General features: G+C 61.9%; 16 protein-coding genes. 7 read left to right on the plus strand and 9 right to left on the minus strand.

The features are described from left to right. Nucleotides 1-396: 396 nt before the first annotated feature. The 6 genes from FNB15_RS18315 to FNB15_RS18340 form a co-directional block, all read right to left on the minus strand. Nucleotides 397-1,338 (minus strand): UDP-glucuronic acid decarboxylase family protein, encoded by a 942-nt coding sequence (locus FNB15_RS18315; protein WP_144258100.1) that lies wholly within the window; start codon nucleotides 1,336-1,338, stop codon nucleotides 397-399. Between the two features lie 121 nt (nucleotides 1,339-1,459). Next, entirely contained in the window at nucleotides 1,460-2,929 is a 1,470-nt protein-coding gene (locus FNB15_RS18320) for a sensor domain-containing diguanylate cyclase (RefSeq protein ID WP_144258101.1), read from the minus strand. Between the two features lie 127 nt (nucleotides 2,930-3,056). After that, nucleotides 3,057-3,908, minus strand: a complete 852-nt coding sequence (locus FNB15_RS18325) for a sulfite exporter TauE/SafE family protein (protein ID WP_144258102.1) — start codon at nucleotides 3,906-3,908, stop codon at nucleotides 3,057-3,059. A gap of 138 nt (nucleotides 3,909-4,046) precedes the next feature. Further along, entirely contained in the window at nucleotides 4,047-4,724 is a 678-nt protein-coding gene (locus FNB15_RS18330; protein ID WP_144258103.1) for a PAS domain-containing protein, read from the minus strand. 176 nt (nucleotides 4,725-4,900) lie between these two features. After that, nucleotides 4,901-6,151, minus strand: a complete 1,251-nt coding sequence (locus tag FNB15_RS18335; protein WP_144258104.1) for an adenylate/guanylate cyclase domain-containing protein — start codon at nucleotides 6,149-6,151, stop codon at nucleotides 4,901-4,903. A 54-nt stretch (nucleotides 6,152-6,205) separates the two neighbouring features. Then, entirely contained in the window at nucleotides 6,206-7,465 is a 1,260-nt protein-coding gene (locus tag FNB15_RS18340; protein WP_144258105.1) for an MFS transporter, read from the minus strand. Nucleotides 7,466-7,806: 341 nt separating this feature from the next. Between FNB15_RS18340 and FNB15_RS18345 the strand changes: the two genes are divergently transcribed. The 3 genes from FNB15_RS18345 to FNB15_RS18355 are packed head-to-tail and all read left to right on the plus strand — an operon-like array spanning nucleotide 7,807 to nucleotide 11,713. Further along, nucleotides 7,807-9,081 carry an HlyD family efflux transporter periplasmic adaptor subunit gene (locus FNB15_RS18345; RefSeq protein WP_144258106.1) on the plus strand — a complete coding sequence of 425 codons (1,275 nt, stop codon included), beginning with the start codon at nucleotides 7,807-7,809 and terminating at the stop codon, nucleotides 9,079-9,081. 2 nt (nucleotides 9,082-9,083) lie between these two features. Further along, on the plus strand, nucleotides 9,084-11,051 hold the full coding sequence (locus tag FNB15_RS18350; protein WP_144258107.1) for a glycosyltransferase family 2 protein: 1,968 nt from the start codon (nucleotides 9,084-9,086) through the stop codon (nucleotides 11,049-11,051). 50 nt (nucleotides 11,052-11,101) lie between these two features. Further along, nucleotides 11,102-11,713 carry a class I SAM-dependent methyltransferase gene (locus FNB15_RS18355; RefSeq protein WP_144258108.1) on the plus strand — a complete coding sequence of 204 codons (612 nt, stop codon included), beginning with the start codon at nucleotides 11,102-11,104 and terminating at the stop codon, nucleotides 11,711-11,713. Between the two features lie 7 nt (nucleotides 11,714-11,720). Here the strand turns inward: FNB15_RS18355 and FNB15_RS18360 are convergent, their stop codons facing one another. Then, nucleotides 11,721-12,638, minus strand: a complete 918-nt coding sequence (locus tag FNB15_RS18360) for a LysR substrate-binding domain-containing protein (RefSeq protein WP_221932676.1) — start codon at nucleotides 12,636-12,638, stop codon at nucleotides 11,721-11,723. Between the two features lie 100 nt (nucleotides 12,639-12,738). On the opposite strand from FNB15_RS18360, the gene FNB15_RS18365 reads away from it, so the two are divergent. Continuing rightward, nucleotides 12,739-13,647 carry a DMT family transporter gene (locus FNB15_RS18365; RefSeq protein ID WP_144258110.1) on the plus strand — a complete coding sequence of 303 codons (909 nt, stop codon included), beginning with the start codon at nucleotides 12,739-12,741 and terminating at the stop codon, nucleotides 13,645-13,647. Nucleotides 13,648-13,668: 21 nt separating this feature from the next. Here the strand turns inward: FNB15_RS18365 and FNB15_RS18370 are convergent, their stop codons facing one another. Both FNB15_RS18370 and FNB15_RS18375 read right to left on the minus strand, forming a co-directional pair. Continuing rightward, nucleotides 13,669-15,354, minus strand: a complete 1,686-nt coding sequence (locus FNB15_RS18370; protein WP_144258111.1) for a thiamine pyrophosphate-binding protein — start codon at nucleotides 15,352-15,354, stop codon at nucleotides 13,669-13,671. A gap of 23 nt (nucleotides 15,355-15,377) precedes the next feature. Further along, nucleotides 15,378-15,701 (minus strand): NIPSNAP family protein, encoded by a 324-nt coding sequence (locus tag FNB15_RS18375; RefSeq protein ID WP_144258112.1) that lies wholly within the window; start codon nucleotides 15,699-15,701, stop codon nucleotides 15,378-15,380. Nucleotides 15,702-15,886: 185 nt separating this feature from the next. Between FNB15_RS18375 and FNB15_RS18380 the strand changes: the two genes are divergently transcribed. The 3 genes from FNB15_RS18380 to glnA all read left to right on the plus strand — a co-directional run bounded on the left by FNB15_RS18380 (nucleotide 15,887) and on the right by glnA (nucleotide 19,112). Further along, complete coding sequence (locus tag FNB15_RS18380) at nucleotides 15,887-17,080, plus strand: pyridoxal phosphate-dependent aminotransferase (protein ID WP_144258113.1); 1,194 nt, start codon at nucleotides 15,887-15,889, stop codon at nucleotides 17,078-17,080. Between the two features lie 171 nt (nucleotides 17,081-17,251). Next, nucleotides 17,252-17,590, plus strand: coding sequence for a P-II family nitrogen regulator (locus FNB15_RS18385; RefSeq protein ID WP_144258114.1), 339 nt, complete (start codon nucleotides 17,252-17,254; stop codon nucleotides 17,588-17,590). Nucleotides 17,591-17,702: 112 nt separating this feature from the next. Beyond that, on the plus strand, nucleotides 17,703-19,112 hold the full coding sequence (gene glnA, locus FNB15_RS18390) for a type I glutamate--ammonia ligase (protein WP_144258115.1): 1,410 nt from the start codon (nucleotides 17,703-17,705) through the stop codon (nucleotides 19,110-19,112). The last annotated feature ends 106 nt before the right edge of the window (nucleotides 19,113-19,218 follow it).

Raw genomic sequence — 19,218 nt, forward strand, 5'->3', positions numbered from 1 at the left:
CTACGGCCTGGGGCCGCTTCGCGGTAGGTACCCATGGCTAGCGCTCACTTTCTGTAGCGTTTCGCAATAACTTTCTGTACGCGTGGCCTAGGGGTAATTCAAATGCGTGGTTAACGCAAGAGGATTCTTGCACGCGATAGTTTCATAGAGCTGTAATACGAGCCTCAGCAGCGGAATTCCGAAAAGACCCGTTTTTTCAACAGACCTGCGGGGCGAGACGAATCGGCCGCCGGGCCTGAAATGAAATTTACATTTAAAATCAATTACTTAAATATAGTCCAAAGAGGCGAATCCGGTCACAGATTTGTCTCGCGGCGAGACACAGGCACAACCAACGCGCGACCCTCCCGGTCTCGACGATAGGAATATTAACCTGCAATTATTTGTGAGAATTCGTCAGACGATCGAGCGGAAATAGGCGATCGTTTCCTTCAAACCGTCTTCCAGCTTCACTTTTGGCTCCCATCCGAGGGCCTGCTTGGCCTTCGTGATGTCCGGCTGGCGCTGTTTCGGATCATCCGACGGCAGCGGTTCAAAGATCAGCTTCGATGAAGAGCCCGTCAGCTTCAGCACCAGTTCCGCCAGCTCGAGCATCGTGAACTCGACCGGATTGCCGAGATTGATCGGGCCGGTCACTTCCGGGCCAGTGGCCATCAGGCGCACGAACCCGTCAATCAGATCGCTGACGTAGCAGAACGAGCGCGTCTGCGTGCCTTTCCCGTAAATGGTGATGTCCCTGCCCTTCAGCGCCTGCACGATGAAGTTCGACACCACGCGGCCATCGTTGGGATGCATGCGCGGGCCGTAAGTGTTGAAGATACGGCCAACCTTGATCTTCAGCTTATGCTGGCGATGGTAATCGAAGAACAGCGTTTCGGCGCAGCGCTTGCCTTCGTCGTAGCACGAGCGCAGGCCAATCGGGTTCACATGGCCCCAGTACTCTTCGGTCTGCGGGTGAATCTGCGGGTCGCCATACACTTCCGAGGTCGACGCTTGGAAAATCGTGGCGCGCACGCGTTTGGCAAGACCAAGCATGTTGATCGCACCATGCACACTTGTCTTGGTGGTCTGCACCGGGTCGTGCTGATAGTGGACCGGCGATGCGGGGCAAGCCAGGTTGTAGATCTGGTCGACTTCCACATAGAGCGGGAAGGTCACGTCATGCCGCATGATCTCGAAACGCGGATGCTCCAGGAGCGCCTCGACGTTGGCGCGGCGCCCCGTGAAGTAGTTATCGACGCAGAGGACATCCATCCCCTCGCCGATCAGCCGCTCGCACAGATGTGAGCCAAGAAAGCCCGCACCGCCCGTGATGAGCACCCGTCCTGAATCACGCATCCCGTCCCCCTGGAATCACACCGCCGCAGCGCCGATTCGCAAAGTTACCGGCGCCCTTAACTCTGCACAAGCGCTGAATGATTTTTGACGGCGGCAGGCCGAACCGAATCGCACACCCGGCTTAGTCGGCGGCCTGCATCCGCGTGTCGGACCGCATGAGGTTGCGGCCATCCTGCTTGGCGCGATAAAGCGCGACATCGGCGCGCCCGATGAAGGTCTCGGCATCGTCGTCGCTGCGCAGAACGGCAATGCCCACGCTGACGGTGACGGGGATGGCACTGCCGTTGAAAGTAAATGCGGCATTCTCGACGGTCTGGCGGATCGTCTCGCCCAGCCTTTCGGCATTGAACAGGTCACAGTTGCGCAACACGACGAGGAATTCATCTCCGCCCCAGCGGCAGATCAGATCCGACGAGCGCAGGCTTGCGCGGATGGCATTGGCGATGCCGATCAGCACGCGATCGCCTGCGAGATGCCCCGCCTGATCGTTGATCGGCTTGAAGTGGTCGGCATCCACCATCACCACCGACAGCGGCTGGTTCAGCCGGCGCGCATCACGTAACGCCTGATCGATCAGGATGTCGTAGGCGTGACGGCTCGCCAGGCCGGTCAGTTTGTCGGTCGTCGCCATCGCCTCCAGCCTGCGCTGGAAACGGCTGATAGTAAGCCACGTCGCCAGCAGAACAAGCGCAGTGATGACGATACAGATCAGCAGGTTGATGTAGAGCGCACGCCTGATCTGCGCGACATCGCTATCGGCTTCCTTCTCGACCAGTAGATACCAGCCAAGTTCAGGAATAAAACGCACGTTGAGGAAACGTGTGCTGCCACGATAATCGTACTCGAAAGTACGCGTCTGCCGTGGCGACCATTGCGGATACATTTCACCCAGATTGCCGCGCTGCATGACTTCGCTCTCGGGCACCGAATTGTCGGCACCAACGAGAACAATGCGCCCTTGGCCGTCGGCAAAATAAACCGTGCGACCGAAACGGCTTTGATAATCGTCGATCAGGGTGCGCACGGCATTCACCGTCAGGCCGATACCGGATGCGCCGAGGAAGTTGCCGGAATAATCCATGACGCGGTAGTTGATAAAGATCGTCATCGTATCCTGATTGGCAAGATCAGGATCGACATTGATCTCGTATGGCAGGATCATGTCGCGTACGCGGTAATACCACTCATCGCGAGGTTCGTTTTGATCGACGCGTTTGAGAATGCCATCGGCATGATAGTAAACGCGCGTGCGATCCGAGACGAAGAAGCTGGTGATCGCGCTGTAGCGTTCCTTGATCGCATGCAGGTACTGCGTGATGCGCTCGGGATCTTCCTCACCGTCAAGAACCCAGTCGCGCAAAAACGTATCCGTCGCCATCACCGACGAAATGACGATCGGCTGGATCAGGTCTTTCTGGATTTCGGAATAGATGTTGTCAGAGGTGAGCGGCAGTTCGGTTTCGATCACCGCGTCGCGCAGCGACTGCCGTGACACGAAGTAGCTCGCCAGCGATGTCGCCAGAAAGCCTACCAGCAGCAGCAACGTCACCGTTGCCACCAGCACCCGCTTGCCACCCAGGACGAGCCTCATCAAAACACCAGCTTCAGACTGAACCCCGGCGACAGGCATACCCGTCGCGCGGGTGCCCCGTACAGAGGCCGGGCCGGGAAAATTTGACGCCTATAACAGCGCCTGGATTGACTCCGGGATCGATGCTTTAGAAGAAGCTTAGTACGAACCGCAAACAGACGGTCGCAAGGAACAACCCAAAGAGGATCTCGAGCTTCCGCTTGGGCAGGGAATGCGCCAGCCGCGCCCCAACTGGGGCAGTCCAGATGCTGGTCGGCACGAAGAGCAGGAAACCGATCAGTGACACGTAGCCCAGCGCAAGTGGCGGTTGAAGAGCGGCAACGTCAGGGAATTCCGCGGCTTTCGGCCATCCGGCGTAGATATAGCCGATTGCGCCAGGGATCGAGATCAGCACGCCCAGCCCCGACGAGGTCGCCACTGCCTGATGGATCGGCCGGCCGTAGAAGGTCATGAACAGGCTGGAAAGCTGGCCTCCGCCGATGCCCATCAGCGCCGAGAGCACGCCAATCACGAGGCCATACAGCCGCATGATCAGGTTGCCTGGCATGTCATCGGCCAGTTTCCAGCTGTCCTTGCCCAGCAGCAAGCGGAAGGCCGACAGGCCGGCAACGATGACGAACACGGCCTTGAACACGTCGGCCGGCGCGTAACGCGCGATCACACCGCCGGCGAGGACACCGATCACCACCGGAACCGCCCAGATTTTCACGATCGACATATCGACCATGCCCTTGGCGCGGTGCGCATTGAAGGATCGGATCGAGGTGGGAATGATCACGGCCAGCGACGTGCCGACGCAGAACGGCATCCGCGCCTCTTCCGGCACACCAAGCAGCGTGAACAGCTCGTATAGCACCGGCACGATAACAGCGCCGCCACCAACGCCAAAAACACCGGCCAGGATGCCGGTCACAGCGCCGGCTGCGAGCAGCGCGACGGCCAGCATGGCCAACTCGGGATAGGGAATGCCCAGGATCATGAGAAAACTCGACTACGAAAAACGGAGCCGGATTGTCTGCCCAAGCAAGTGGATGAGCAACAGCGGATCACCAGAAAATCCGCACGAAATATACGATTTGCCGGTCCGATTGGTCACATTGGTTCGGCGTTTGCCGGATCAGGGCGCTTCCTTCTGCAGATCGCCATAGGCGACGCAGATCATAAACTGCTCAATCTCATCTGGCCGATTTACCGAGACCGGCACCACTATCGACTCCACCGCCAGATAGCCGCGGTCGACATAGGCCATCGTGCCATGCACGCGCAAAGGCCGGCGATGCTGTAGCACCCACTGATGCGCCAGGTGATGACCGTATTGCGTGGCCTCGGAATAAATCTCGTCAAACCACTTGCCGGTCGTATCGCGACCGGCATGAGCGACAACCTCGGTTCCGATCAGGCGATTGCGATAGCGCTGGCGTGACTCGTCCATCTCGATGATCAACATATATGGCAGAAATTCGACTAGGGTCTCCGGCGCGAAGGCCTGGCGCGACGGAATGGTCAGGCCCGGCGGTATGCGGGCCCGCCAGGTTTCAGCGAAAGCACGCGGCCGCGCCGACCAGAATTTCAGTTCGGGATCGCTGGCGAAAGGCTTGTCGCTATTTCGCCGACGCGAATCCTGTGCCGGTGCCATTGAAGGCCGATCCCATCGTCTGTTTGCGGTTTCAGCATGGCACAGCGCCAGACGGCGAAAAGCATTAAAATTCAGCCATGCGTTGCCGCAGGCTGCTGAAATGATCGGATTGTGCTTGAGGGGAGGAAAAGGTGATGATGCGCCGGCGGGCCACTGCATCCCGCTTTACGGACGGCGATCATCGTTGGTCTCAACGACCAGAACTGAAGATAATCATGAATTCCCTTAATTCAAGGTTACCAAGCGAATAGCAGAAAGATTTCACAATATTGCCGCATTCGGGCATCGCTGACGCTACAGGTGGTATGCAGCTGTCTGTTTGTCCACAGACAGTCTCACTTCGGCAGCCCGAAGACCTCGCGCATTTCAGCCACGCCGCGCAACGTATGCCGGCCGAGTGAGACCAGTCCGGTGTCGCTGCCGGCAAGGCGGGCGAAGCTTTCCGACACCACCAGATTGCAGTCGAGTGCCCCGCACAGGTTCTCCAGCCGCGCAGCTTCATTCACCGTCGGGCCGATCAGGGTGAAATCGAGGCGCGCACCGGTGCCGACATTGCCATACATCACCAGACCTTCATGCAGCGCTATATCAAGCGCGAGGACTGGCAAACTGGCCGCTGCGCGCTCGGCATTCAGCGCAGCCACCGCATCGAGTGCGGCCTTCGCAGCCTTCAGCGCCGCCCTGCCGACCTCCCTGCCCGCCCGCCGACCATCGAGTTGGAAACTCGCCAGCAGGCCGTCACCGAGGAATTTCAGCACCTGCCCGCCGCCGTCCTCGATGGCGGGACCGAGACAGTCGAAATAGGCGTTCAGCGTTTCAACCAGAGGCTCGATGGCCAGCCGATCGGCCAGCGCCGTGAAACCGCGCAGGTCAGCATAAAGGATCACGGCTTCGATGCGCTCGGCCTGGCCGCGGCGGATCACACCGTTCAGCACCCGATGCGCTGCATCGCCGCCGATATAAGCAGCTGTCAGGTCGCGGCTCATCTGCGTCAGCATCGCGGCCTTCACCGCCAGCGCCAGCAGCCGCACCAACCGGCGCAGGCGCATCAGCTGATCATCGGTGAAACCGCCGGCCTGCGCGGTGGTGAAGGAACTGATCATGCCAATGCCGGCATAGCGGTCAGTGATATGGCGGCTGTCTTCGAAGGTCCAGCCGAAGCTGTGCGCCATGGCAAACCAGTCGCTCAGGCCCTGTTCGGTGAATTCGCGCAATACCTGAAAATCATGCACCGCCTTGTCGCCGACCAGCAGGCGGCGCATCTCGGGCACGTTGTTGCTCAGCATATGCCGCAGCGGGCTGGCAACCCAGGCTTCCGGCTCGTCGTTGGGATCGCGATGCGGCATGGCATCGTTACCGACCAGCCCACCATCGCGCGTCCAGGTATAGCCGCGCGCGCGCAGCAGCGGATGCAGGGTAGCCATACCGACAAAAACCCGCTGCAGCGGAATCCCCGCTTCAACTGACCTGGCGCAGAAGTCGGTGATCAGGGCTTCGGGTGAGGCATCATCCAGCCCGGCGTTGATCAGCCACATGGCAACCGGCACATCGCTGGCCGGCATGGTATCGGTATTGGGAATCATCATGTCCCCAGCCTATACGACTGCGCCGCCGATTTCCTGTGACAGCAACTGGTTTTTTTACGCGGCAGCGGATCGCTCCGGTGGGCTGGCAGTCTCGTCGGAGCGCGGATCGAGGTCGGCCCGCACCGGTGCCGTGCTCGGCATTGGCACGAAATCGGTTTTCTGCTCCTGGGGTGGTGCCGCGCGCTGGCGCATGCGATGCAGGGTAAAGACCGTCATCGCGGCATGCACGAATGCGGTGAAACCGAACAGGCCGAGCGGTCCAAACCGGTCCATGGCAATGCCGCCGATCATCGGGCCGACCACCGATCCGGCACCATTGATCAGCAGCAGGCCGCCGGCGATGGCGACGAAGTCGACATCCTTCGCCATGTCATTGGCATGGGCGGCACTGAGCGCGTAGAGCGGAAACGAGAAAACGCCGAACAGGAAAGCTGCGCCAATCATCAGCGGCGGCATCGCGAAGCCGGTGAAGATCAGCAGCAGAGCCGCACTGCAGGCCAACCCGCAGGCGATCAGGATGGTCTTGCGGCGATCCATCCGGTCCGACAGGCGGCCGAAAGGCCATTGCGACAGCGCGCCGCCGATCACAGTGGCGCTCATGAACCAGGCGATCTGCGGCACTGTCAGCCCCATCTGCGAGGCGAAAGCCGGCGCCATGCCCCAGAAGGCCCCGTTGGCCAGCCCCACCGTGAGCACACCGGCCACACCGACCGGCGACACGCGGTACAGGCTCCGCAAAGAAAGCCGCGCCGAAGAGATCGGCGCCGGCTGCGGCGAGCGGGTCAGCGCAACCGGCACGGCCGCGAGCGACACGAGGATGGAAGCCAGGCTGAAGAGATGAAAGCGCAGCGGATCGTCGGCCAGCATCAGCATCTGGCCGAGCGTGATGACGGAGAAGTTCACCGTCGTGTAGGTGGTGAAGATCATGCCGCGATTTTCCGGCGAGGCGCGTTCGTTCAGCCAGCTTTCAATAATCAGGTACAGGCCGGCCATACACAGGCCTGTCATGCCACGCAGCAGCCACCAGCCTGGCGCACCGACGAGGATGGCGTGCAGCAGCGGCACGACCGATGCCACCGCCACCATCGCAGTGAACAGGCGGATGTGACCGACGCGGCGGATCAGTTTCGGCGTCAGCACGCAACCGGCAACGAAGCCGACGTAATAGGCCGACCCCATCACGCCAATCGACAGAGCGCCGAAATTTTCCAGGTTGGCGCGCACCGGCAGCAGGGTGCCCTGCAGCCCGTTGCCGGTCAGCAGCAGCGCAACACTCAACAGGAGCGCGCCGACCGGCGCGAGCGTGGCGACCATCAGACCTAATCCCAAAATCCGGCCCAGCCGGCAGGATCAGACCGCCGCAGAGCACCAAGACAGAATTTTCAACCTCATACAGATCGTTGCCCAGGAATGCGGCAAGGCGATGGCGAGGCCTGACGCAACACCCGTGAGAGTGGATATACCGCATTTCCGTAACGGCAGCACCGCCTTGCGATTGCAAAGCTTAAATCCCCGTAATCAGTGCAGAAACCAATCGCTAACCATAACTCCTCCGAAGCCGAGCATCTACTTACGGTATTTTAATGACGGGCCTGACGAAACCACGCGGTATGACTCCCCGCGTTACCCACCAAAGGTCCGCTCCCCTCATGTACATGTCGAAAATCAAAGCCAAATCGCCCACCACCGGTCGCCTGCTGCGGATCGGACTGGGGGTCTTTCTGCTGGCTCTGTTCGGCTATGCCATGATTCCTGGCGTCTTCTTCTCGCAGGCCTCGGTCGGCCGCGTGAATGCCGACCTGGTGACACTGCGCGCACCCATCGACGGCCAGATCAGTTTCGGTGAAGCCAAGATCGGCGCCCGCGTGACGCGTGGCCAGACTCTGGCCGTGCTGCGCGATCCGCCCGAGCGTGACGTGCGTCTTGCCAATCTGCAAGCACAGGGCGCCGCGCTGACCGAACGTATCGGTGGGCTTGAGCAGCAGATCGCCGCGCTCGAACCTATCCTGCAGCGCCTGGGTGGCGACAGCCGTAATTTCCGCACTGCTGTGATCAACAGCCTGATCGCGCAGGTCGCCGAAGCCGAGGCGCGCGTACGCCAGGCCGAAGCCAACGCGCGCCTGCTCGATGTACAATTCAAACGGATCGAACCCCTGGCCGAAAAAGGCTACGCCAGTCGCGCCGATTTCGACCGCCGCCGTGCTGAAGCCGATGTCGCACAGGCCGACCTTGCGGCGCAGCGCAAAACGCTCGATCGCCTGCGCCAGGAGCGCGAGGCCGCCGACCGTGGCATTTACCTGACCGACTCATACAACAACGCGCCTTACTCGCAGCAGCGCCGCGACGAAGTCGAGTTGCAGCGCCTGGGCCTCGCCAACCGCAAAACCGAGCTGGACGCAGAACGCGCCCAGGTCGAACGCCAGATCGAAGCGGAGCAGCGCCGTCGCCAGCAGGCAGGTGAAGCCTCGATTACCGCGCCGGTCGATGGAGTACTGTGGCGCCAGCTGGAAAGCGAAGGCGCGACCATCAATAGCAGCGCGCCGCTGCTGCAGATCGCCGATTGCTCGCGCATCTTCTTCGAAGTGCTGCGCGACCGCCGCACCGATGAGACGCTGTCAATCGGCGACAGCGCCAATGTGGAATTCGAACGCAACGGCCAGATGGTCAGCCACAAGGCGCGTCTCGTCGGCATGCGCGGCGATCAGGATGGCGACCGCCGTGAATTCGCCATCAGCAGCACTGGCACCGCCGATCAGTTGCGCTGGATCTTCGCCGTTGATTTCGCCTCCGGCGCGCGCGCCGGCAATCCGCAGACCGTGGTGATGCAGCCCGAAGCCTGCCCGATCGGTCGGGTCGGCCGACTGCATCTTTCCGATGGCTTCACAGACCGCATGATCCGCAAGGCCGGCAGCCTGCTCGGCAGCCTCTGAACATGAACAATCTGCTCGCCGCCGTTCCAGGCATCGCACTCCTGACCGGCGCAATCCTGCTGCTGCCGTTGTTCAAGCCGCATAACCTGCTGGTCCGCCGCGGCCTGATCCTGGTCGTGCTGGTGCTGAGTGTGCGGTATCTGTGGTGGCGCATCAGCGAAACACTGCCACCGCTGGCACAGCCGGCCGACTTCGTGTTCGGCCTGCTGTTCCTGCTGCTCGAACTGATGCTGGCCTTCAGCACCTGTATCTGCCTGATCACCTTCTGGCGGCATCGCGACAATACGGCGATGGCCGAGCAGAATGAGCGCAAGAGCCATCACAGCGTCGATATGCCCGCCGTCGATGTCTTCATCCCCACCTACAATGAATCCTGGGAGGTGCTGGAGCGCAGCATCCTGGGTGCCAGGGCGCTGGATTACCCAAATTTCAAGGTCTGGGTACTGGACGATACGCGCCGGGACTGGTTGCGGGATAAATGCGCCGCCATGGATGTGCGCTACCTGCGCCGCGACGATAACAAGGGCGCCAAGGCCGGCAACCTGAACAACGCGCTGGCGGTTTCAAAAATCGAAACCAACGCACCCTATATCATGGTGCTGGACGCCGATTTCGTGCCCAAGCGTAAATTCTTGCGCCGCGTCGTTGGATTCTTCGACGATGCACAGGTGGCGCTGGTACAGACGCCGCAGTTCTTCTTCAATCCAAACATGCTGCAGCATAATTTCATGCTGTCGGAATCCTGGGTCGATGAACAGCGCTTCTTCTTCGATACGCTGCAGCCCGCGAAAGACGCGTGGGACGTGTCGTATTGCTGCGGTACATCTTTCGTCGCCCGCCGCGCCGCCATCGAGGATATCGGCGGCTACCCGACTGAAACCATCACCGAAGACATCCTGCTCAGCTTCAAGCTGATCGATGCCGGCTATGTCACGCGGTATCTCAACGAGAAGCTGTCCAACGGTCTCGCACCGGAAACCATTGCCGAATACATCAAGCAGCGCAGCCGCTGGGGCATCGGCGCCATCCAGTCGCTGTTCGTCAAGGTCGGGCCTTTCGGGCGCAACAACCTCAGCCTGATGCACCGCTTTCTGTTCCTCGAGACCGCCAACTACTGGCTCAGCCTGCCGACCTTCTGCCTGTTTGGCCTGATCGCGCCACTGCTCTACTGGTATGCCGGCATCTCGATCCTGCATGCCGACGCGGCCGACTACGCCTTCCACTTCATGCCGGCCTTCTTCTCATCCACGGCGCTGTTCGTCTGGGTTTCCAGCGGCCGCATCGTGCCGATCCTGACCGATCTGACGGAATTCGTCTGCGCGTCGCGCGTCGCGCCATCGGTATGGTCGGCGCTGCTGTTCCGCAAGGTGCAGACCTTCCGCGTCACCAATAAAGGCCTGCAGACCGATCGCGTTCAGATCAACTGGACCGTGATGCTGGAAGCCGGTGCGCTGTTCGCCCTCACCGCCTTTGCCGTGTTTGCCTTCCGCACCAGCCTGGTCGAAGGCCGCTTGCCCGATGGCGGCGACCCAACTCTCTATACTTTCTGGAGCTGCTGGAACCTGCTGATCCTGTCGCTGGTGATGCTGCTGGCTGTCGAACGCCCGCGCCAGCGCCGCGAGGAACGCTTCGACCTCAACGAGCCGGCCAACATGTACTGGAAGGGGCAGCGCTACTCGACCTGGCTGCTCGACATGTCGGTGTCGGGCGCCCGCATCGATCTGCCGCCGGCCCTGGCGGTCCAGCTGCGCGATGCGGAAGTCATGATCGACATTAACGAGGTCGGCCCGGTCAAGGCGCATGTCACCTCGGCCGGTGGCGGCCTGCTGCATCTGCGTTTCGATGCCGCTGGTGCGCGTGACGCCATCATCACCAAACTCTATACCGGCAGCTACGACAGCGTCGCGCAGCAGGCCAGTATTGGCACGGCGCTCGGCGGCATGTTCAAGCGCGCCTTCGGCTGGCAATGAGTTGCGATCCTGCCCCTGGCACCCTATATGCCGGAAGCAGGGAGGCCGCTATGGATCGCAAGCAGCACTGGGACACCGTCTACACGACCAAGGCAGCCACCGAAGTCAGTTGGTTTCAGGACAATCCTGCTTTGTCCCTCGACCTGATCGACCAGAGCGGCATGCCAAAGACAGCGGCGCTTGTCGATATCGGCGGCGGAGCATCCCGGCTCGTGGATACCCTACTGGCGCAGAATTATAGCGATGTGACGGTACTGGATATTGCGGAGCCGGCATTGGCCGCCAGCAAAGCGCGCCTCGGCGACCAAGCGCAGCGCGTGCACTGGATCGCAGCCGATATCACTCACTGGCAACCTGCCCGCCACTACGCCATGTGGCACGACCGCGCCGTTTTTCATTTCCTGACCGATGCTGCCGATCGCGACGCTTACAGGCGCGCATTGCTGGCCGGCACCGCAAGCGGCAGCCAGATCGTTATCGCCAGCTTTGCGCCAGATGGTCCGGAACGCTGCAGCGGCCTGCCGGTCATGCGCTATGCGCCCGAGAGCCTGCTAACAGAACTTGGTGCGGAATTCGCCCTGCGGGATGCACGCCGCGAAGAGCACCACACGCCCGGCGGCAGCATCCAGCGCTTCCAGTACAGCTGTCTGTTGCGCCGCTGAGTGACCCTCAGTCGGCCTCAAGGAAGGCCGCCAGCGCCTCCGGCGTCACGTCAGCTTCGGCAGCCAGCCGTCGCGCAAGCTCGGCCGCGGCGCCGCGTAGTTTGCCGGGCGGCCGGTCGAGCCAGTAGGACACCGAGTTGCGCGCGATACGTGGATCGACCTGCACGACGCGGCCGGCATCGAGATCGCGCTGCGCCAGCGGCGGCCGCGCCAGCGCGATACCCAGCCCGCAGGCCGCCGCATCCAGCACCAGGCTGTAATCCTCGAAGCGGCGATCATGTGCCGCCGGGCGATAATCCAGTCCCTGCTCGGCGAACCAGGCCCGCCAGCCGGTGGCGCTGGAATCATGGATCAGCGGATAGTTCAGCAGGCGCTTGGGGTCGCCGCTGCCGATCTCCTTGGCCAGTTCGGGCGAGGCGACCGGAAAACACCATTCCTCGAACAACTGCAGCGACACCCGCCCCGGCACCTCGCCACGCCCGCAGCGCAGGGCAAGGTCGATGCCTTCTTCCTCCAGATCGATCTGGCGGTGATCGACGCTGAACAGGATGCGCAGCGCGGCATCGCCACCGCTTTCCAGTTTCGCCAGCCGCGGCATCAGCCACCGGCTGCTGACCGAGGGCAGCGCGCTCAGGCGCACCACCGAAGTGCCGCGCGGCTCGGTCCAGCGATCCGAATAAGCGCCGATCAGCGCAAAGGCCTCACGCGTGGAGACATAGAGCCGGTCGCCGTCGGGGGTCAGCTTTACACCGCGCGCCGCGCGCAGGAACAGTTTCAGACCAAGCCAGCGCTCCAGCTTGGCGACCTGCCGGCTGATCGCACCATGGGTCAGGTTCAGTACCTCGGCGGCGGCGGAAAAACTGCCCAGCCGGGCGGCGGCCTCGAAGGCGCGCAGTGTGTCGAGGGGCGGAAGCTGGCTGGGCAAGCTGTGATCCATACGCACAGCTGACCCATTATCTGTTCGATTGTCAATCAGCTTATCCCGCTCCATCCTCCAGCTCATTGATATTCAAGGAGCTTTCGCCATGACCACCGCTTGCCCAGCCCTGCCGGCCCCATCCGGTACGACCCCATCCCGGCTCGACGTCACCACCCTGACCCTGGTGGCGATCACCGTGCTGGGCTGGGCATCCGCCTTCCCGGCCATTCGCCTCGGCCTCACCGGCTTTGGCGCGCTGGAGCTGGGCGCGTTGCGCTTCGGCATCGCCGCCGTGCCGGCCGCGATCTTCCTCGCCGTCACCCGGCCCGCCTTGCCGGGCTGGCGCGATGCCTGGCGTTTTGCCTTCGGTGGCGTAGTCTTCGTCGCGCTCTATACGGCGCTGCTCAACCTGGGCCAGCGCACGGTGCCCGCGGCGGCTGCCAGCTTCATCATCAACGTCAATCCGATCCTGACCGCGCTGCTGGCCATGGCCTTCCTGAATGAACGGTTTGGTCTTTACGCCTGGCTCGGCACCGCGCTGTCTTTCCTCGGTGTCGGATTCATCGCTGTTGGCAAGCTCACCGGCTTCGACTTCGACAGCGGGATTCTTCTGGTGCTGGGCGCCACTTTCTGCACCGCGATCAACAGCATCGTGCAGAAGCCGCTGTTTGCCCGCCACAAGCCGCTGACGGTGGCCGCCTGGAATATCGTGATCGGTGCGCTGATGCTGTCGCCCATGCTGTATGACGGCGTGGTTCAGATGCAGGTGGCATCGCCTGATGCGATCTTCGCCGCCATCTATCTCGCCGCCATCCCCAGCTTCGTGGTCTACGGCACCTGGGCGATGGTGCTGGCCCGTATGCCAGCCTCGCGCGCCACCAACATGCTTTACGCCGTGCCGCCGGTGGCGACGCTGATCGGCTGGCTCTGGCTCAACGAGGTGCCGACGACGCTCGGCCTGATCGGCGGCGCGCTCGCGCTTGGCGGCGTGGTGCTGGTGAATGTGAAGAAGTGACGGCCGGCAGGCCGTCACCACTCACCGGTCGCTATGATGCGTCTTGGCCTGGATGCCGGCATCGCGGATCTGGCTCAAAGTCTGGCGCGGCGTCAGTGCTTCGGGATCGAGCTTGATCTCGATGATCGCCGGCTTGCCGCTTTTCTGCGCACGTTCGAAAGCTGCCGCAAAGTCTTCCGTGCGCTCCACCGTCTCGCCATGGCCGCCGAAGGCACGCGCATAAGCCGCGAAATCGGGATTACGCAATTCCGTGCCACTGATCCGCGCCGGATACTCGCGCTCCTGATGCATGCGGATGGTGCCATACATGCCATTGTTCACGACGATGGCAATGATGTTGGCGCCATATTGCAAGGCTGTTGCGAATTCCTGGCCGGTCATCAGGAAGCAGCCATCGCCAGCAAATGCGACGACCGTGCGCTGCGGATTGACCAGCTTGGCCGCGACTGCCGCCGGCAGACCGTAGCCCATCGAGCCCGAGGTCGGCGCGAGCTGGTCGCTGTGGCGACGATAGCGATGAAAGCGGTGGATCCAGGTGGCGTAGTTGCCGGCGCCATTGCAGAAGACCGCATCGGCAGGCAGCGTTTCGTCAAGCCACTTCATGATCTGCGACATCTGCACGTCGCCCGGCGAGGTCACCGGTGCCTGCCAGGCTTCATAGTCGACGCGCGACTGTTTCGTGGCTGCCGCCCAGGCCTTGCCGTCCAGCGGCCCCATCTTGGTCAGCGCTGCGGCGAAGGCGGCGTTGCTGGCATGGATCGGCAGATCGGCGGAATAGACGCGGTTGAGTTCTTCGGCGCCGGCATGCACATGCACGATCTTCTGGCTCGGCACCGGAATGCCCAGCATGGTGTAGCCGCCGGTCGTCATCTCGCCGAGCTTGGAACCCATCACCAGCAGCAGGTCTGCCTCTTTCACGCGTGCCTGCAGCTTGGGATTGATGCCGATGCCGACATCGCCGACATAGTTCGGCCAGTCGTTGTCGATATAATCCTGGCGGCGGAACACCGCGCCGACGGAAATGTCCGACGCGCCGGCCCATTCCTGCACCTGCTCGCGCACGCGTTCGCTCCAGCCACTGCCGCCCACGACCATGAAAGGCTTCTTCGCATCCTGCAGCATGGCCTTGAGCTGCGCCATCTGCTCCATCGAGGGATGCGCCTCGGCCGGAATGATCGCGCGACCATCGGCACACTCGACCACATCAGTCAGCATGTCTTCCGGCAGCGCCAGCACCACAGGCCCGCGCCGGCCCGACATCGCCACCGAAAACGCCCGGCTGATGAATTCAGGGATGCGCGCGGCGTCGTCGATCTGCGCCACCCACTTGGCCATCTGGCCGAACATGCGGCGGTAGTCGACTTCCTGGAAGGCCTCGCGCTCGATCATGTCACGACCGACCTGGCCGATGAACAGGATCATCGGCGTGGAATCCTGGTACGCGACATGCACACCAGCCGAAGCATTGGTCGCGCCCGGACCGCGCGTCACCATGCAGATGCCCGGCTTGCCGGTGGTCTTGCCATAGGCATCCGCCATCATGGCGGCGCCGCCTTCCTGTCGGCAGATCACGAACTTCATGTGGTTGGTGTGATCGTGCATCGCATCCAGCACGGCGAGGAAACTCTCGCCCGGCACGCCGAAGGCCATGTCAACGCCATGCAGGCGCAACTGCTCGACCAGGATCTGACCACCACTGCGTTTCATAACCGGAACTCTCTGCTGGATGATTAGCGCTTGAACTTGAAGAAGCTCGCCGGGGTCATCAGCTGGGTCTGCTGGCCGGTCAGATACCCGGCTTCGGCACTGGCCTTCAGGAAGGCCTGCCAGTCCGGGTCGGCCTGCATCCCGGCGCGCTTGGTCTCGCGATCGGCGGCGCTCTCATAGGCCCAGATATGGATATAGGTGTTGATCGGTCCGGTCTCGGTGACCAGGAAGGCAACGGGCTGGCCGAGATGGCGGGTCTGCGGCGTGAAACCCAGCTTCTCGTAGAGTTCAAGCTGCAGCTTGATGGTGCCGGGGCGGCAGGAATAGGTGCGGACGTCGAACAGCATTTCCGAGGTTCCTCTGTATGAGGCAAAGGACACTAGGCAAGCCGGCGCGGCCTCGCAAGCCTGCCGCCCGGCTTGTCCTGCCGAATGACGAGCCCCAGCACCAGGCGCGGCGTTTTGCACTGCACCGCCTTGTTTGGCCGACGGAATCCCGTCATAAGCAGGGAAAGCCTGAACGGGAGGAAAGCATGCAGATTGCCGCGCGGATGTCGCGTCTGGGTTCGGAAAGCGCGTTCGAGGTTCTGGCGCGCGCCAAGGCGCTGGAGGCCCAGGGCAAGAGCATCATCAACCTTGGCATTGGCCAGCCCGATTTCCCCACACCGCCGCATGTGGTCGAAGCCGCGATCAAGGCACTGCGCGACGGCCATCACGGCTATACGCCGGCCAACGGCATTCTCCCGTTGCGCGAAGCTGTCTGCGCCGAGATCGCTGGCCGCTACAAGGTGAATGTCTCACCCGATCGCATCGTGATTGTGCCGGGCGGCAAGGTGACGATGGCTACCGCCATCGAAATGTTCGGCGAGCCCGGCGCCGAGATCATGTATCCCGATCCCGGTTTCCCGATTTACGAATCTCTCGTCAATTACACTGGCGCGAAACTCGCCGGCTATCCGCTGCTGGAAAAAAACGGCTTCGCCTTCCGCGCGGAGGACCTGCTGGCGCGCATCACGCCACAGACGCGGTTGCTGATCGTCAACTCGCCGGCCAACCCGACCGGCGGCGTCGCGCCGGCCTCTGAAGTGAAGAAACTGGTCGAAGGGCTGCAGCGCTTCCCGCATGTCACCATCATGGCCGACGAGATCTATTCGCGGCTGGTGCTGGATGGCGACGGCACGTATGCAAGCTTCATCCCCTATCTCGACCAGTTGGCCGACCGGCTGATCATCCTGGAGGGCTGGTCGAAGACCTATGCCATGACCGGCTGGCGTCTGGGCTGGGGCCTGTGGCCGTCGCGGCTGGCCGAGCTGGCCACCAAGCTGGCGATCAACACCCATTCCTGCGTCAACGCCCCGACGCAGTTCGCCGGCATCGCGGCGCTGACCGGTCCGCAGGACGCCGTCGAGGAAATGCGCCTGGCCTTCCGCCGACGCCGCGACCTCTGCGTCGCCGGGCTGAACAAGATTCCGGGCATGTCCTGCATCAAACCCGAGGGCGCCTTCTATGCCTTCCCCAACATCACCGGGACCGGACTGAATGCCCGGCAGATGCAGGACGGCCTGCTGGAGCAGGCCGGCGTCGCCACCATCGCCGGCACCAGCTTTGGCAGCCATGGCGAGGGGTATATCCGGCTGTCTTTCGCTGCCTCGGATCAGGCCATCTCCGAAGCCCTGGAGCGCATCGCGACGTTTCTCAGTCAGGTCAAGCCGAAACAATGGGCATAAAATTGCCTGCTTTTTGTCCAAAGAGTATAAAAAATGATCAAACAGCCCCTGCACACTTATCCACACCCCCGTCTGTAGCGGGAATCCTGCACGTTAAGGCCGGGTTAATGCTGGCACAGAGCGTGCATATCTGAACCCGTCATTCAATTCAGACAAAGTGTTGTCGCACCCATGAAAAAGATCGAAGCCATCATCAAGCCTTTCAAGCTCGACGAAGTGAAGGAAGCGCTCCACGAGATCGGCCTGCAGGGCCTCACTGTCACCGAAGCCAAGGGTTTTGGTCGCCAGAAGGGCCATACCGAGCTCTATCGCGGCGCCGAGTATGTTGTCGACTTTCTCCCCAAGGTGAAGATCGAGGTCGTGCTCGACGACGCCATGGTCGAGAAGGCCGTCGAAGCCATCACGCAGGCGGCCCGCACCGGCCGTATCGGTGACGGCAAGATCTTCATCTCGACCGTTGAAGAAGTGATTCGCATCCGCACCGGTGAAAAGGGCGCGGAAGCGGTCTAACGGCGGAGCAGGAATTCTCCGCCTCCTCACCCTCATCGAGTACCGCCCTCTCCCGGGCCCGATCTCTGTGAGTCGTTACCAACCAGGGAAGAACTAGCAGGAAACAACAGCCATGGCTGAAGCCAAATCCATCATCAAGCAGCTCAAGGAAAAGGAAGCCAAATACGTTGACTTCCGCTTCACCGATCCGCGCGGCAAGTGGCAGCATGTCGCCTTCGACATCACCATGATTGATGAGCCGACCCTGAAGGAAGGCATCATGTTCGACGGTTCGTCGATCGCCGGCTGGAAGGCGATCAACGAGTCCGACATGCTGCTGAAGCCGGACCTCGACAGCCTGACCTGGGACCCGTTCTCGGCGCAGACCACCGCGATCCTGTTCTGCGACGTGCTGGAGCCGCATGAAGGCACCCCTTATAACCGCTGCCCGCGTTCGATCGCCAAGGCTGCCGAAGCCTTCGTGAAGGCCAGCAAGGTGGGCGACACTGCCTACTTCGGTCCGGAAGCCGAGTTCTTCGTCTTCGACGACGTGCGCTTCAAGACCTCGATGAACGAAACCTTCGTCTATATGGACGACATCGAAGGCGACTACAATTCAGGCAAGGTTTACGAAGGTGGCAATATGGGCCACCGCGCGCCGATCAAGGGCGGCTACTTCCCGGTCGCCCCGCTCGATCAGGGCGGAGACCTGCGTTCGGAAATGCTCTCCACCATCGCCGCCATGGGCGTGACGGTCGAGAAGCACCACCACGAGGTGGCGAACAGCCAGCACGAACTTGGCGTCAAGTTCGCGACCCTGCTGAAGTCCGCCGACAGCATGCAGATCTATAAGTACTGCGTGCACAACGTGGCCCATGCCTGGGGCAAGACCGCGACCTTCATGCCGAAGCCCATCAAGGGCGATAACGGCTCGGGCATGCATGTGCACCAGTCGATCTGGAAGGGCGGCAAGCCGATGTTCGCCGGCAACAAGTATGCCGGCCTGAGCGAGATGGCGCTGTACTACATCGGCGGCATCATCAAGCACGCCAAGGCGCTGAATGCCTTCACCAACCCGCTGACCAACAGCTACAAGCGCCTGATCCCCGGCTTCGAAGCCCCGGTGCTGCTCGCCTACTCGGCGCGCAACCGTTCGGCTTCCTGCCGCATCCCGTTCGGCGCCGGTGAGAAAGCCAAGCGCGTTGAGGTCCGCTTCCCCGATCCGGGCGCGAACCCCTACCTCGCTTACTCGGCCATGCTGATGGCCGGTCTCGATGGCATCAAGAACAAGATCCATCCCGGCCCGGCCATGGACAAGAACCTGTATGACCTGCCGGCTGAAGAGCTGAAGAAGGTTCCGCAGGTTTGCGGTTCCTTGCGTGAAGCGCTCGAAGCCCTGGACAAGGACCGTGCCTTCCTGAAGGCCGGTGGTGTGTTCAACGACGACTTCATCGACTCCTACATGGAACTGAAGTGGGACGAGGTGTACGCCTTCGAGCACACCCCGCATCCGATTGAGTTCTCGATGTACTACTCGGTCTAAGACCGAAGACGTACTTCCCTGGGCCGCGGCTTCACAGCCGGGTGTCCAACAAGCCCCGCCGGTTCCTGCCGGCGGGGCTTTCTTTTGCCTGCCGCGCATAACGGAT

Origin of the sequence: Ferrovibrio terrae, from assembly GCF_007197755.1 — a bacterium.
GTDB classification, from domain to species: domain Bacteria; phylum Pseudomonadota; class Alphaproteobacteria; order Ferrovibrionales; family Ferrovibrionaceae; genus Ferrovibrio; species Ferrovibrio terrae.

Excerpts from the sequence above, each read along its gene's own strand:
- FNB15_RS18330 (WP_144258103.1), bottom strand. The coding sequence starts at position 4,724 with ATGCAGTGGCCCGCCGGCGCATCATCACCTTTTCCTCCCCTCAAGCAC.
- FNB15_RS18345 (WP_144258106.1), top strand. The coding sequence starts at position 7,807 with ATGTCGAAAATCAAAGCCAAATCGCCCACCACCGGTCGCCTGCTGCGG.
- FNB15_RS18380 (WP_144258113.1), top strand. The coding sequence starts at position 15,887 with ATGCAGATTGCCGCGCGGATGTCGCGTCTGGGTTCGGAAAGCGCGTTC.
- FNB15_RS18350 (WP_144258107.1), top strand. The coding sequence starts at position 9,084 with ATGAACAATCTGCTCGCCGCCGTTCCAGGCATCGCACTCCTGACCGGC.
- FNB15_RS18375 (WP_144258112.1), bottom strand. The coding sequence starts at position 15,701 with ATGCTGTTCGACGTCCGCACCTATTCCTGCCGCCCCGGCACCATCAAG.
- FNB15_RS18320 (WP_144258101.1), bottom strand. The coding sequence starts at position 2,929 with ATGAGGCTCGTCCTGGGTGGCAAGCGGGTGCTGGTGGCAACGGTGACG.
- FNB15_RS18385 (WP_144258114.1), top strand. The coding sequence starts at position 17,252 with ATGAAAAAGATCGAAGCCATCATCAAGCCTTTCAAGCTCGACGAAGTG.
- FNB15_RS18340 (WP_144258105.1), bottom strand. The coding sequence starts at position 7,465 with ATGGTCGCCACGCTCGCGCCGGTCGGCGCGCTCCTGTTGAGTGTTGCG.
- FNB15_RS18325 (WP_144258102.1), bottom strand. The coding sequence starts at position 3,908 with ATGATCCTGGGCATTCCCTATCCCGAGTTGGCCATGCTGGCCGTCGCG.
- FNB15_RS18335 (WP_144258104.1), bottom strand. The coding sequence starts at position 6,151 with ATGATGATTCCCAATACCGATACCATGCCGGCCAGCGATGTGCCGGTT.
- FNB15_RS18315 (WP_144258100.1), bottom strand. The coding sequence starts at position 1,338 with ATGCGTGATTCAGGACGGGTGCTCATCACGGGCGGTGCGGGCTTTCTT.
- FNB15_RS18355 (WP_144258108.1), top strand. The coding sequence starts at position 11,102 with ATGGATCGCAAGCAGCACTGGGACACCGTCTACACGACCAAGGCAGCC.
- glnA (WP_144258115.1), top strand. The coding sequence starts at position 17,703 with ATGGCTGAAGCCAAATCCATCATCAAGCAGCTCAAGGAAAAGGAAGCC.
- FNB15_RS18365 (WP_144258110.1), top strand. The coding sequence starts at position 12,739 with ATGACCACCGCTTGCCCAGCCCTGCCGGCCCCATCCGGTACGACCCCA.
- FNB15_RS18370 (WP_144258111.1), bottom strand. The coding sequence starts at position 15,354 with ATGAAACGCAGTGGTGGTCAGATCCTGGTCGAGCAGTTGCGCCTGCAT.